A 14,362-nucleotide genomic window follows, 5' to 3' on the forward strand; every position below is an offset into this window, starting at 1 on the left:
GGCTTTTTGTTTGTCACTCGCCCGCTTTACGCATCGGCGTCAGCATCTGCGCCAGATAATGACCCGTGTAGCTTTCAGCGACCTGCGCCACCTTTTCCGGTGTGCCAGTCGCTACGATCAACCCGCCCCCGTCGCCGCCCTCGGGACCGATATCAATCAGGTGGTCGGCCGTTTTCACCACATCCAGATTGTGTTCGATCACGACCACGGTATTGCCCTGATCGACCAACTCGTGCAGCACCTCAAGCAGCTTCCTGACATCCTCGAAATGCAGGCCGGTGGTCGGTTCGTCCAAGATATAAAGCGTGCGCCCGGTGGAGCGTTTGGACAGCTCTTTCGACAGCTTCACCCGCTGCGCTTCACCACCTGACAGCGTCGTCGCTTGCTGGCCCACCTTGATATAGCCAAGCCCGACCCGCATCAGCGCATCCATCTTTTCGCGGATCGTCGGGACGGCCTGAAAGAAGGTCTGCGCATCCTCAACCGTCATATCAAGAACGTCGGCTATGCTTTTGCCTTTGAACTTAATTTCCAGCGTCTCGCGATTGTAGCGCGCACCGTTGCAGGTCTCGCAAGTGACATAAACATCGGGCAGGAAGTGCATTTCGATCTTGATGACACCGTCGCCCTGACAGGCCTCACACCGCCCGCCTTTCACGTTGAAACTGAAGCGTCCGGGCTTATAACCACGCGTCTTGGATTCCGGCAGGCCCGCGAACCAGTCACGGATCGGGGTGAACGCGCCGGTATAGGTCGCGGGGTTGGACCGCGGCGTGCGCCCGATGGGGCGCTGGTCGATGTCGATCACCTTGTCCAGATGCTCCAATCCCTTGATGGTTTCGCAGGGCGCAGGTGTCTGGCGCGCACCGTTCAGACGCATTGAGGCGGTCTTGAACAGCGTTTCAATCGTCAACGTCGATTTGCCCCCACCCGACACGCCGGTCACGCAGACGAACTGGCCCAGCGGGAATGTGGCGGTCACGTTTTGCAGGTTATTGCCAGTGGCCTTCACCACCTTCACCGACTTTCCATTGCCCTTGCGCCGACGCGTCGGAACCGCGATTTCGCGCTTGCCGGTCAGATACTGCCCGGTGATCGAGGCGTCGCAGGCCGCAATGTCGTCAGGTGTGCCGTGGGCGATCACCTCACCGCCATGGACACCCGCGCCGGGGCCCATGTCGAACACGTAATCCGCCTCACGAATGGCTTCTTCGTCATGTTCAACCACGATCACGCTATTGCCTTGATCTCGCAGGTTTTTCAGCGTGGTCAGAAGCCGCCCATTGTCGCGCTGGTGCAACCCGATCGAGGGTTCATCCAGCACGTAAAGCACCCCCGTCAGGCCCGAACCGATCTGGCTGGCCAAACGGATCCGCTGGCTTTCCCCGCCCGACAGCGTGCCGGAGTTGCGACTGAGCGTCAGGTATTCCAGCCCCACATTGTTCAGGAACCCAAGACGTTCGCGAATTTCTTTCAGGATCGCACGGGCAATCTCGTTCTTCTGGACGGTCAGGTGGTTTGGCGCATCCTCGATCCAGTCCAGCGCCTCGCGGATCGACATCTGAACCACCTGCCCCACATGCAGCCCGCCAATCTTCACCGCCAACGCCTCGTCGCGCAGGCGGAAGCCGCCACAGGCCCCGCAAGGGCGATTGTTCTGGTAGCGTTCAAATTCTTCGCGAATCCAGTTCGAATCCGTCTCGCGATAGCGGCGTTCCATGTTGGGAATGACGCCTTCGAAAGGACGGGTCACCTCATAGACGCGCCCGCCTTCATCGAAGCGGAACTTGATCTCTTCCTCGCCCGAGCCATACAGGAACACCTGCTGCACCTGTTCGGGCAGGTCTTTCCATGGCGTGCTTTTGTCGAACTCGTAATGGCGCGCAATGCTCTCGATGGTTTGCAGGAAATAGGGCGACTTGCCCTTGCGCCAAGGCGCCAGAGCGCCGTCATAGATTTGCAGCGTGGCGTCGGGCACGACAAGGCGCTCATCAAAGAACAGCTCCTTGCCCAACCCGTCGCAAACCGGACAGGCCCCGAACGGTGCGTTGAATGAAAACAGACGCGGTTCAATTTCAGGAATGGTAAAACCCGAAACGGGACAGGCGAAGTTTTCCGAGAAGGTGAAAATCTCTGGCTCGCCCTCGGTCGGGGCGGTTTCCAACAGTGCGATTCCATCTGCCAAATCCAGCGCGGTGCGGAAGCTGTCCGCCAGCCTCTGATCCATGCCTTCACGCACAACCACACGGTCCACAACCACGTCGATATTGTGGCGGAACTTCTTGTCCAATGTGGGGGGATTATCAAGCTCGTGCAGCTCTCCGTTCACCTTGACGCGCTGGAATCCCTTCTTTTGAAGCTCTTGAAATTCCTTGCGATATTCGCCTTTCCGGTCGCGAACGATGGGGGCGAGCAGATAGGCACGGGTGCCCTCCTCCATCTGCATCACGCGGTCAACCATGTCTTGCACCTGCTGGGCCTCGATGGGCAATCCGGTGGCGGGTGAAAACGGCGTCCCGGCACGGGCAAACAGCAGACGCAGATAGTCGTAAATCTCGGTCACGGTGCCGACGGTCGAACGGGGGTTCTTCGATGTCGTCTTTTGCTCAATCGAAATCGCAGGCGACAGTCCCGCAATGTGATCCACATCCGGTTTCTGCATCATATCAAGGAACTGACGCGCATAGGCGGACAGGCTTTCGACATAGCGCCGCTGCCCTTCCGCATAGATCGTGTCAAACGCCAGCGACGACTTGCCAGACCCGGACAGCCCGGTGATCACCACAAGCCGGTCGCGCGGAATATCCACGTCGATGGATTTCAAGTTATGCTCGCGCGCGCCGCGAACCTGAATTTCTTTCAACTCGGCCATTCTGACCCCCAGTTCACAATTGCTTAACGGTTAGGCCAAACCGCGCGGCGGGACAATCGGAAAGTTAGAACATTTGCGGAACACTTGTAAACGCGCTGCGTTGCCCAGCCCGTTACATTCACTTTCTTGAATTTTAATTCTCAGACCCATTGACCTGAATACGTTGCGATCTATATCCCGGATCAAACCCTTTTCGGGACAGGAGCGAAAACATGTTTGGTTTCATGATGGGCGGCGCGAAAATGGACCCGCGCGAGGCCGTGACCAAAGCCCGCGCTGGCGAGATCACGGTGATCGACGTGCGCGACCACGGCGAGGTGCAGATGACTGGCAAGGCCAAGGGCGCTGTCGTTGTGCCGCTGACGGTGATGCCCTTTCAATGCGACCCGAAGGGGCCGGACTTCAACGCGACGATTGATCCGACTAAGCCCATCGCGCTCTATTGCGCGTCCGGCGCGCGGTCTGCCCAAGGCGCGCAAGTTCTGAAACGACTGGGCTATGACGAGGTCTATAACATCGGCGGACTAGGGCATTGGCATCAGGCAGGCGGCGAGATCGAGCGGTAAGCGCCCTACACCCCCCCACAACGCAACCCGCGCAGGCCCAGCCCGCGCGGGTTTTTGATGGTAGAGGCAAATCGTCATTCACCTTCTTGGTTGACTGATACCTTTGATTCCGTTATTCACCCATATGGCTGAACGAAACGACATGGACCACCTCAGCGCCGTTCTCAAGGCCACATCGGACGCCAATCGCCGTGCGATCCTGACCCTGCTGGCACAAGAAGGCCCCATGCGCGTCACGGATATCGCGCGTCATTTTGATATCAGCCTGAACTCGGTTTCAAAGCACATCAAAGTGCTTGAGGCCTGTGGTCTGGCGACCCGGCGCACCGAATGGCGCGAGCACTTGATCGAAGTGCAGATGGGGCCGCTTTCCGACATCGATCAATGGTTTGCCGAATTGCGTTCGATCTGGGCGCTGCGGCTGGATGCCCTCGAAGCTGCCTTGAAGGAGGACGACAATGACTGATCTATCCCTCGAAATCACCCGCCACATCGCCTACCCGCCCGAACGCGTATTCGATGCGTGGCTGGACCCGAAGATGCTCGCGAAATTCATGATCCCCGGCGCAGGCGTCACCGTGCCCGACGCGACTGTCGATGCCAAGATCGGTGGGCGCTTCAGCATCATCATGCGGGTCCCCAACGCGGGCGATCTGCCGCATGAAGGTGAATACAGGATCATTGATCGCGCCAGGCAGCTGCAATTCACTTGGGAATCGCCCGCCAGCACGGCCGAGGAATCGATCGTCACGCTGGATCTGACGCCGAAAGACGGAGGCACCGACCTGTGCCTGCATCACATCCGTTTCCCGTCCGAGGAAAGCCGCGACAACCACAATGGCGGTTGGACCGCGATCCTTGCCAAGCTGGATGAGGCGTTGACCTGAATGGCCGTCAGCCCTGCCTGACCACCCACGCACGATGCATAAAGGCCGGGCAATGATCCGGCCTTTATGTCTTACATATGAATGACGCGGTCATAGGCGTCCAGCACCGCCTCGTGCATGCTTTCCGAGATTGTCGGGTGCGGGAAGACCGTGTGCATCAGCTCTTCTTCGGTGGTTTCCAGCGTCTTGCCGACCACGTAGCCCTGAATCATTTCGGTCACTTCCGGCCCGACCATATGCGCACCCAGAAGCTCGCCGGTCTTGGCGTCGAAGATCGTCTTAATCATGCCCTCGGGGTCGCCCATGGCGATGGCCTTGCCGTTGCCAATGAAGGGGAAGCGGCCAACTTTGATATCGTATCCCTGCTCTTTCGCCTTGGCTTCCGACAGTCCGACGCTGGCGACTTGTGGGTGGCAATAGGTGCAGCCGGGGATGCTTTCAGGCTTTACCGGGTGGGCGTGCAGGCCAGCGATCAGTTCAGCCACCATCACACCTTCATGGCTGGCCTTGTGGGCAAGCCACGGTGCCCCGGCGATGTCGCCGATGGCATACAGTCCATCGACACCCGTGCGGCAATGTGCGTCGGTCACAACATGGGTGCGGTCGATCTTCACGCCCAGTTCCTCTAGCCCCAGCCCTTCGACATTGCCAACGATGCCAACGGCGGAAATCACGGTGTCAAACTCAAGCTTCTCGACCTTGCCGCCGACCTCGATATGGGCCGTGACCTTGCCCTTGGCGCGGTCGAGTTGCTTGACCATGGCTTTTTCCATGATCGTGATACCTTGCTTGACGAAGGACTTTTTGGCGAAGGCAGAAATCTCGGCATCTTCGACGGGCAGCACGCGCTCCATCACTTCAACGACAGTCGTGTCGGCGCCCAGCGTATTGAAGAAGCTGGCAAATTCGATGCCGATGGCACCCGACCCGATGACCAGCAGCTTTTTGGGCATGCGCGGCGGGTTCAGGGCGTGGCGATAGGTCCAGACCAGATCACCGTCAGCCTCAAGCCCCGGCAATTCGCGGGCGCGCGCACCGGTGGCCACCACGATGTTCTTGGCGGTCAGTTCCTCGGTCCCTTTGTCGGTTTTGACGGACACCTTGCCCTTGGCGGGGATGGTCGCCTCGCCCATGAACACGGTGACCTTGTTTTTCTTCATCAAGTGGCCGATGCCCCCGGACAGTTGAGCCGCCACCCCGCGCGAGCGTTTGACGATGGCGGGCAGGTCGTAATCGATCTTTCCTGCCGACAGGCCAAACTCCTTGGCGCGGTGCATCAGGTGGAAGACTTCTGCCGATCGCAAAAGCGCCTTGGTCGGGATACAGCCCCAGTTCAGGCAGATGCCACCAAGGTTTTCGCGTTCGATTATGGCCACGTTTTGACCAAGCTGCGCAGCCCGGATCGCCGCGACGTAACCGCCGGGACCAGCACCGACAACGATTGTATCAAAAGCCTTGCCCGCCATGGGGTATCTCCTTATCTCAAAGGTAGTTTGCCATTAAACTATATCTTTTCGCAGATCAATGACGTAGCGGAAGACCCGCCATGCGCCAAGCGGGAAACTTCCCGCCCGACGTTTGTTGCCTGACGCGACGACCGACGCGCACGCCATCAGTCGGCGCCCGTCTCCAGGCTGCGCAATATCGCCCCATAGCCGCCGTCGGCGATGAAGCTGGCTTCTTCTTGTGTGGTGTCACGCCCCAAGGCATCGTTGCGATAGGGGAAGCGGCCGAAACGTTCGATAATCTTTCGGTGCGCGCGCGCATGCAGGGTGTCGCCCTGCCCCGGCGTGTCGGCCATGCGCTCTGCCATCAGTGCGATGCAACGGTCCTGATCTTCCATCGCCTCGCTGTGCATGAAGGGCAGATAGAAAAACTGCCGGTCGGGCAGCCCGATCTGCATATCTAGCCCATGCTCTATCGCATAGTCTGCACAGGTCCGCGCCGCGGGGTCGGTCGCGAAGGATCGCGCGTCGCCGCGAAACATATTGCGCGGAAACTGGTCGGTCAGGATCAAAAAGGCCAACGCACCGTCTGCGCTGCTCTTCCAGTGGTCGCGTTCACCGTCCCGCGCGGCCTCATAATCCGCCATGAAGCGCGTTCGAATTTCGTCATCCAGCGCGTCCGAGGCTTCATACCACCCCTTTGGCCCAACCTCGTCGATCCAGAAAGTGATGATGTCTTTTGGCTCTGTCATGTGTCTGGCCCTCTCGCTTTCCCCCACCCTAACGGGTGAGGGACACAGTGCAAGACGTCTACCGATACCGCTTCAGTTGTCGTCGTCTTGCGCCTCATCGGCCCAGACTTCCTGCGCCATATCCGCAGCCACGGGCGATGCGGCCGGAGACATGGTCATATACGCACCCGTCTCCTTCGGTCCAGGCCCAGACCGCCGGGTCATACGCCACATCCCGTAGGCCAAAAAGCCAAACAGCAATAGCGCCATATAGCCAAAGAACCCAAGCGGCCCCATGACCCCCATGACCCAACCCGTGACCACAGGGCCCGCGATGGCCCCCAACCCGTTGATGAAGATCAGCCCAGCCGAGGCGGCGGGCATGTCTTCAGGCTCCAGATAATCGTTCACATAGGCCAGCAACAGCGCATAGAGCGGGTTGGTCATCCCGCCCAGAAGGAACGAGGCCACCAGCAAGATTTCGTAGCGCACGCCGAAAACGACCGGAAGAAGCGCGGCAACCATGGCAATAGCGGTCACGATCAGGATCAAGAGGCGTCGGTCCATCCGGTCAGAAATCCAGCCAATCGGATATTGCAGCACAAGGCCGCCGATAAACAGTGCCGACACAAAAGCCGAGATCTGCCCGACCGACAGCCCGATCTGTTGACCAAAGACCGAAGCCATACCGAACTGGGCAGCAAACACGCCCCCCAGAAGCATGAAGCCGACACAGCCCAAGGGGGAGATCTCGAACAGCTCGCGCAGGCTCAAACCCTTGATGCTTTCAAAGGCGGGCGTCGGGTTGACCGACAGAAGGATCGGCGCAAAAGCGATGGACACCAGCACCGAGGGCAGGATGAACAGGATAAACCCGCCGGGGTCTCCAATCACCAAAAGGCCTTGCGCGGCGATGATGCCGACCATCTGCACGAACATGTAAAGCGACAGCGCCTTGCCGCGGTTTTCGTTGTCAGCCGCGTTGTTCAGCCAGCTTTCAGCGGTGACATACACCCCGGAAAAGCAAAACCCGATGATCACACGCAGCGCTGTCCACGCCCACGGATCGGTGAACGTGGGATACAGGATCAGCACAGCCGAGATGAACGACCCAAGGGCCGCAAACACCCGCACATGCCCAACCCGACGGATCATGATCGGCGCCATGCGCGAGCCAAACAGGAAGCCAGCAAAATAGCCCGACATCACCAGCGAAAGCTCGAAGGTGGAAAAGCCTTCGAGCCCGCCCCGGATGCCCAGAAGCGTCCCTTGCACGCCGTTGCCCACCATAAGCAGCATCATGCCAAGAAGCAGAGCCCAAGAGCTTTTGAGTACCTGCAGCATGGATCCCTCCTGTTCGCGTCAGACCATCACGCTAACAGCACGACGCAGCGTTGGATCGAGGTTTCGCGACACTACAACGCCCCGATACGTCCTTGTGTGCTGTCACACTTCGGACGGCAAAAGCAAGGAGCTGTCGCCATATGAAAAGAAACGATAACGCTCTGCAATCGCGTGGTCATAGACCTGGCGCATACGATCAGATCCCATCAGGGCTGACACCAGCATCATCAATGTCGATTTGGGCAGGTGAAAGTTGGTCATCAAGGCATCCGCGATGCGAAACTGAAAGCCCGGCGTGATGAAAATATCGGTCTCGCCTTCCCAGGGTGCGATCTGCCCCGGCCCCGTGGCCGCGCTTTCGATCAGCCTGAGCGCCGTGGTGCCGACCGGGATCACGCGCCCGCCCGCTTGCTTGGTGGCGGTGATCTGGGCTGCAGCTTCAGCGCTGACCTGTCCCCATTCGGCATGCATCTTGTGGTCGGTGACATTGTCCACCTTGACCGGCAGGAACGTGCCCGCCCCGACATGCAGCGTGACGTGGGTTAAGTCTACGCCCTTCGCTTTGATGCGCGCGAGCAACGCCTCGTCGAAATGAAGCGAGGCTGTCGGTGCCGCAACCGCTCCGGAATAGCGGGCAAAGACGGTTTGGTAATCCTCGTCATCAAGCGCATCCGCCGCGCGTTTGGCCGCGATATAAGGGGGTAAAGGCATCTTGCCGGCCACGCGCAACGCAGCGTCAAACGCATCACCTTCAAGGTTAAACGCCAGCAGGGCCTGTTCCCCATCCCGCCCCAGATACTCTGCGTGCAGTCTGTCGGAAAACGTGATCACATCGCCTTCGCGCAGCTTGCGCAACGGTTTGGCCATTGCGTGCCACTGCCCGGCCCCGTCCGGCGACAACAGCGTCACCTCAATCTTCGCGACCCCTTCGCCGGGCGCTTGACCCGCGCGGGTGCGGGTGCCGAACAACCGGCCGGGGATCACCTTGGTGTCGTTCAACACCAGCCGATCACCGGGCCTGAGCCACTGGGTCAGGTCGCTGACCTGCGCGTCGGTGATCTGATCGGGCGTGGCCACCAAAAGACGGCTGGACGTGCGCGGGCGCGCAGGACGCGTCGCGATCAGGTCGTCGGGCAGATCGAAGTCAAAATCACTCAGTTTCATGGCCGCGCGTGTAGGCTTCTTGACGCGCCGCGTCAATCATTCGTCATTCGTCTTGCTGCTGTGGGGGCGGGTTGCGACGAAAGATGTCGCGAAAGAAGCCGGGGGTGAACAGGGACAGCGGATTGACCGACACTTTCGGGTCGCTGGCGGTGCCTCTGAGGTCATAGTTGAACCCCAGCAGGCCTTCACCCTTCCGGGCAAATATGCGCCCAGCAGAGTTCACCACGTAGAAGGGCGAAATGACGCCCTGCATGTCCATTTGACCCGACCCAAGCTGGTAATAGCCATCCATCGAGATCCCCATGGAATGGCCTGTCGCGGCGCTTTCATAGACGGTGATTTTTTCTGGATCCAACCGGAACCGCGCGTCGACATCGGTGAAGGCGATGCCCTTGCCGCCCAGTTGTTGCAGCAGCCCGACCACCGAAATGGCGGACAGAAGCTCGGCCATGGCGGGGGCATCGTGCACGTCCACGTTTTTGATCTTCAGGTTGCCTTCGTATACGCCTTCGCCGCCACCGGGGGCCAGGATCAGTTCCAGATCCCCCTTGCGCGCCGACTTGAAAACGCCTGCGGCGCGCATCACACCGCCGGCATTGGGCGAGGTGATGCGGTAGGCCGTGCCATTGGGTTGAGGCGCGGCGGTGCCATTGATCCGTGGCCCACGGGAATTCGGAACACCACCCAGACGGCCCTTGAAGGTGCCCTTCATCCCGGCGGAACTGCGCGTGAAGTCACCCTGAAACTCGTTGATCCAGATCCCTTCCGAGATGGTCAGCCGATCAAGGATCAGCGAAATCGGCACCGCGCCACCGCTGACGGGCGCGGTACCGTTGCCCGCCCCAAGCTTGACCTTGCGCAAATCCACACGCCCCCCCTTGACCGTCACAGACACCGGCTTGCCAGCGCCGCGCCCGGTCAGGGTGACAGGTGCATCCAGCCACCCGCCCAGCCTGACCCGGTCGAACTGGGCGGCGACCAAACCGCCCCCTTCGGCCATCAGAACACTTCCCGAGGTCTCTAACCCTGGCGCGCGCAGGGCGATCTTGTCGATCACCGGCGTGGCGCCAAGTCGCCCTACCACCGACAACGTGCCTTTGCTGCTCTTGGGCTTGGACCAGCCCAAGGGGGCGATGCTGACCCCCAGCCCGTCCAACGACGAGGAAAGCGTCATACGTGGCGGCTGTCCTTTTTGCAGCGAAATCTCGTAGTCACCCTGCGCGGACCCCGAAATGCTGCCCTTTGGCAGACCGATGGAGAACGCGTCTAGAAACGCCTGATCCAGAGTGAGCTGCCCACTGACCGTTGATACCGGCGCCGCTTTGCCATCCTTCAACGCCTGAACCCATTTGCCCGTCATTGGCACGCCAGACAGGCTGCCCCGCCCGCCTATCGACACCGATGTGTCAGAGGCCTCCAGCGTGGCCTGAGGCAGCGACAGGGTCTTGCCCGCGACGATCTTGTCGCTTTTGACCGCGGCCAGCGTGCCGGTCAGATCATAGCGGACAGCATCGCGCGGGGGCTTGGGTTGCAACGCGATGTCGATCCGGCCTGCAAGGTCAATCCGGCCCGTTGCCATGTCGGGGCCGATCGCCCCCTCAGGCGTGTCGCGAAAAATCCGAAATGGAGCGTCGTCCAACAAATGTAGGGCACTGGTCAGGGGACCGGACACGGCCAGATTGACCAGCGCGGGAACCGGTGGGCGTGGCGCGTCCGGATCCTTCGGACGCCGCGCCATCTGGGGGATCACAAAGCTGGTGCCCGCCGCATCAAGCATGCCGGCCACCTTGCCGTTGCGGTCGCGCGGGCGCACGACCCCACGATCCGCCATGACGACCAGTCGCCGCCCGTCGATTGAGAACTGGCCCGCGGCCTCTTCGATCGGAGCCATGGATTTGACGGCCTGCACCGTCACCCCCTCGAAATCTGCGCTAAGCGCAGTGTGGGCAGGGTCCGATCCCTGTTTGCGCCATGCCACGGCCACATCGTTGAACTGCCCGCCGATCACGTTCTCATGTGTCCATTTTCGGCTGCGAAGACCCGTGGTCAAAGGCCAGAACGCTGTCACTTGCTGTGGGGTGACATGGTTGGCCTGCGCGTCGACGGCGATCACCCAGCCCTCAGAGTCCGTCGATATCTTCGCCGCTCCGGTCACCTGCGCCCCGTCATGGGACACGGCAAACTGGCCCATATCAACGCGAAACGGGTCGAGCGTCAGCCGGAAGTCCGCAGCCCCTTCGCCAAGTTCGATCGGCGCCTCGAACACGCCGGGCGGGCTTATGCGCGCCTTGGACACCTGCAACTGCCCAAGCAGCTCGGTCGGCCAACCCGCGCTCCAGCCGCGCAGATAGGTATGGCCATCGGCATGGATCACGCCCCAGTCGGATTCCACAAACATATCGGCAAAGTTCATCCGCTCGCGTTCAGGATCATAGTCCAGGTAGACCTTGCCTCCGGTGAATTTAACGGGCTTCGCGGCAGGGTCCGGCGACAATGTTCCAGCCCCGAACTCCAACGTGCCCGCGAGCCCGGACACGGCACCGCTTGCATCGATAACCGTGCGCAAGGCACCCGAAATCGGCGCGTCCACTAGCCCCAGAAAGGTCAACAGCGGCGACTGTGCCGCAATGTCACGGGCCAATGCGTTTTTGAACGTCGCAGTCAGACGAGCGGCCGAACTGCCTTTGACAGACCGAAACCCCAAAACGGTTTCGGCCAGTTCCTCGGTCTGGTTGAACACGTCGAAGGACAACGTCATATCCAGCGCTTTTTCGGTCTGAGACACCGTAAGACGCCCATCGGTGACCTGCCACAACCGCCCCGAGCGCGCGTCTTCTAGCGTGATTGTCAAATTCGTCGCCGTGATCGTGTCGGTCTGGGCCAGAACGCCTTTCGAAAAGACGGTATCGATGCGATCCAGCACGGCCGCCAGATCGCCCGAGGCGCCGATCCCCTGCCCCAAGCTCAGATCAAACGCGCCATCTCGCTGGCGGCGCACGGTTATCTGGGCACCGGACAGCGACAGCGATTGCGGCGCGACATTGCCAGACAGGACCGGACCCAGGAACAAAGCACCTTCAACGGCATTCAAGCGACCGATTTCCAGCCCCGTTGCGTCACGCACCCCAAGATCGACAAGCCGAAGGCGTGGCAACCCCCGCGAGGTTATGCCCAGCTCAACCCGTGAAAGAGACACCTGCACATTGCCAGATTGCGTGTTGATGCTGCGTTCGATGCGCTGCGTCACCCAGTCGGGCATGGTCAGCACGCGGCCGGTCGCGGACATCGATACCAGCACCAAGAAGACTGCGGCCAAGGCAAGAAGCGCGACGGTCCAGATGCTGAAATGCCAAGTCAAACGGCGACGACGACGGGCGTGGCGGTCAGGGAGCGGAAGGTCAGACTCGCGCGCGCGCTTGCGGCCAAAGCGCGACCTTGTCGCAGCTGCAGCGGTCAGGCCTGTCGCCACATCGTCCGATGCGGGCTTGTCTTCTGCCGGATCATCCTTTTTCTCGCCACTGTCAGCGTCGGGCGCCTTTGGGTCATCCGCCCCGACCAACGCATCTTCGAGCCGATCTGGCGCGCCGTCCGTGTCGTCTTCCGTGTTGTCGTCGGTGTCGTCTTGCGTGTCGTCTTGCGTGTCGCCGTCGGTGTCGTCATCCGTGTCGCTGTCCTGGTCGTCATCCGGCACTTGATCCGCGTCGGGTTCCTGCTGAGGTGGGCCTTGCGTCAACGCATCAGGCCCGGCACCGTTGGGGTCGGTTGCCGGGTCGTCTTTGGTATCTGGCGTTTCCTGCTTGCTCATCCGGTTTGCCCAAATGCGTGTCTTTCGACCTGCCCCATCCCTTTCATCCTGACGCGAACGGGCTTAGAACGAAAGCTCACAAAACATTAGAGACTCGCAGCGGAGATTGCCAAGACCATGACCGATCACATGCCTGCCACCGGCGACATTGCGCCTGATTTCACCCTGCCGCAGGATGGCGGCGATCAGATCACGCTGAGCACGCTCGCGCCGGCCCCTGTCGTTTTGTATTTCTACCCAAAAGACAGCACACCGGGATGCACCACCGAAGCGATTGATTTCTCGACCCTTCTGCCTGAATTTCACGCCCTTGGCGCACAGGTGTTCGGCATCTCGAAAGACAGCCTGAAACGCCACGAAAACTTCCGTGCGAAGCAGGACCTGAGCGTGCCGCTTTTGTCGGATGATGGCACCGATGTGTGCGAGCGCTACGGCACGTGGGGCGAAAAGAAGAACTACGGACGCACCTATATGGGCATCACGCGCGCCACGTTTCTGATCGGGCCAGATGGCAAGATCGCGCAGGTCTGGCCCAAGGTGAAGGTGAAGGGCCATGCCGAAGAGGTGTTGGCCGCCACGCGTGCACTGGTCAGCGCATGACCGCCCTGTCGCGCCCGCTTGCCGAGATGGCGGATGCCGTTCTGCGCACCGCCGACGGTCGTGCGAAGACGGCGCTTGCTCGGGCGTTTGCAGCGGAATGGACCACCGCGCGCGACAGCGGCGCGATCACCGCCCCGCTTGAAGACCGCGCCGCCATCATCGGCCACGCCGTGCCGCCTGACTTTCCCGCGCGCCCCGCGCGACCTGAACTGAAAGACCCCCGCGACGTTCCGCGCCGCCGCCCCGGCAGCCGAGACGGCCAAATCGCGCTGTTGCACGCGGTGGCGCATATCGAACTGAACGCCGTTGATCTGCACTGGGACATCATTGCCCGGTTCACCGACACGCCAATGCCGATGGGGTTTTACGACGACTGGGTGAAAGCGGCCGATGAAGAAGCCAAGCATTTCAACCTTGTAAGTGACTGCCTTGAAGCATTGGGCAGTCACTATGGCGCCCTTGCTGCCCATGCTGGCATGTGGCGCGCCGCCGAGGACACCGCCTGCGATCTTCTGGGGCGCCTTGCGGTGGTGCCAATGGTGCTGGAGGCACGTGGTCTGGACGTCACCCCCGGCATGATCGAGGTGTTTCGCAAAGCCAAGCTGGACGACACGGTCGCGGCGCTGGAGGTCATTTATGCCGAAGAGGTCGGGCATGTGGCCTATGGGTCGAAATGGTTTCACTTTCTGTGCGGTCGCCACGAGCTTGACCCCAAAGACACGTTCCACACTCTGGTCCGCACCTATTTCCATGGCGCCCTGAAACCCCCGTTCAACGAAGAAAAACGCGCCGAGGCCGGCTTGCCGCCAGATTTCTATTGGCCGCTGGCCGACAGCACACCGAAACAGACGCGCGGCACCCCGCAGTGATCTGCAAGGGTGCAGACGATACGGCTACCGGACGCAGGGGCATCGGCAATTTCCCGCTTGAAACAATGGCCTCTGTGCA

Annotated in this window: 11 protein-coding genes; 5 read left to right on the top strand and 6 right to left on the bottom strand. The window is 60.7% G+C overall.

The genetic code is table 11. From position 1 onward, the window contains the following. Positions 1 to 13: 13 nt before the first annotated feature. Positions 14 to 2,872: an excinuclease ABC subunit UvrA gene (uvrA, locus tag Q0864_RS14635; protein WP_298571171.1), complete on the bottom strand. Its 2,859-nt coding sequence runs from the start codon at positions 2,870 to 2,872 to the stop codon at positions 14 to 16. A gap of 212 nt (positions 2,873 to 3,084) precedes the next feature. On the opposite strand from uvrA, the gene Q0864_RS14640 reads away from it, so the two are divergent. From Q0864_RS14640 to Q0864_RS14650, 3 genes are all read left to right on the top strand, one after another. Then, a complete protein-coding gene (locus Q0864_RS14640) occupies positions 3,085 to 3,438 on the top strand; it encodes a rhodanese-like domain-containing protein (RefSeq protein ID WP_248410835.1) in 354 nt (117 codons plus the stop codon). A 142-nt stretch (positions 3,439 to 3,580) separates the two neighbouring features. Beyond that, positions 3,581 to 3,904 carry a metalloregulator ArsR/SmtB family transcription factor gene (locus Q0864_RS14645; protein WP_298571172.1) on the top strand — a complete coding sequence of 108 codons (324 nt, stop codon included), beginning with the start codon at positions 3,581 to 3,583 and terminating at the stop codon, positions 3,902 to 3,904. Further along, the gene (locus Q0864_RS14650) at positions 3,897 to 4,325 is read left to right on the top strand and encodes an SRPBCC domain-containing protein (RefSeq protein ID WP_298571173.1); all 429 of its coding nucleotides are present in this window, start codon (positions 3,897 to 3,899) and stop codon (positions 4,323 to 4,325) included. The genes Q0864_RS14645 and Q0864_RS14650 overlap by 8 nt, the downstream gene beginning before the upstream one ends. Before the next feature lie 71 nt (positions 4,326 to 4,396). Here Q0864_RS14650 and lpdA read toward each other — a convergent pair whose 3' ends face one another. The 5 genes from lpdA to Q0864_RS14675 all read right to left on the bottom strand — a co-directional run bounded on the left by lpdA (position 4,397) and on the right by Q0864_RS14675 (position 12,814). Beyond that, positions 4,397 to 5,791, bottom strand: coding sequence for a dihydrolipoyl dehydrogenase (lpdA, locus tag Q0864_RS14655; protein ID WP_298571174.1), 1,395 nt, complete (start codon positions 5,789 to 5,791; stop codon positions 4,397 to 4,399). Positions 5,792 to 5,937: 146 nt separating this feature from the next. After that, the gene (locus tag Q0864_RS14660) at positions 5,938 to 6,522 is read right to left on the bottom strand and encodes a DUF924 family protein (RefSeq protein ID WP_298571175.1); all 585 of its coding nucleotides are present in this window, start codon (positions 6,520 to 6,522) and stop codon (positions 5,938 to 5,940) included. A gap of 72 nt (positions 6,523 to 6,594) precedes the next feature. Beyond that, positions 6,595 to 7,845: an MFS transporter gene (locus Q0864_RS14665; protein ID WP_298571176.1), complete on the bottom strand. Its 1,251-nt coding sequence runs from the start codon at positions 7,843 to 7,845 to the stop codon at positions 6,595 to 6,597. Positions 7,846 to 7,947: 102 nt separating this feature from the next. Next, on the bottom strand, positions 7,948 to 9,009 hold the full coding sequence (gene queA / locus Q0864_RS14670) for a tRNA preQ1(34) S-adenosylmethionine ribosyltransferase-isomerase QueA (protein ID WP_298571177.1): 1,062 nt from the start codon (positions 9,007 to 9,009) through the stop codon (positions 7,948 to 7,950). 43 nt (positions 9,010 to 9,052) lie between these two features. After that, entirely contained in the window at positions 9,053 to 12,814 is a 3,762-nt protein-coding gene (locus Q0864_RS14675) for an AsmA-like C-terminal region-containing protein (protein WP_298571178.1), read from the bottom strand. A 117-nt stretch (positions 12,815 to 12,931) separates the two neighbouring features. Between Q0864_RS14675 and bcp the strand changes: the two genes are divergently transcribed. After that, entirely contained in the window at positions 12,932 to 13,414 is a 483-nt protein-coding gene (gene bcp, locus Q0864_RS14680) for a thioredoxin-dependent thiol peroxidase (RefSeq protein WP_298571179.1), read from the top strand. Then, complete coding sequence (locus Q0864_RS14685) at positions 13,411 to 14,283, top strand: ferritin-like domain-containing protein (protein WP_298571181.1); 873 nt, start codon at positions 13,411 to 13,413, stop codon at positions 14,281 to 14,283. The genes bcp and Q0864_RS14685 overlap by 4 nt, the downstream gene beginning before the upstream one ends. Positions 14,284 to 14,362 lie beyond the last annotated feature (79 nt).

This window comes from uncultured Aliiroseovarius sp. (genome assembly GCF_947497285.1).
Lineage (GTDB): Bacteria > Pseudomonadota > Alphaproteobacteria > Rhodobacterales > Rhodobacteraceae > Aliiroseovarius.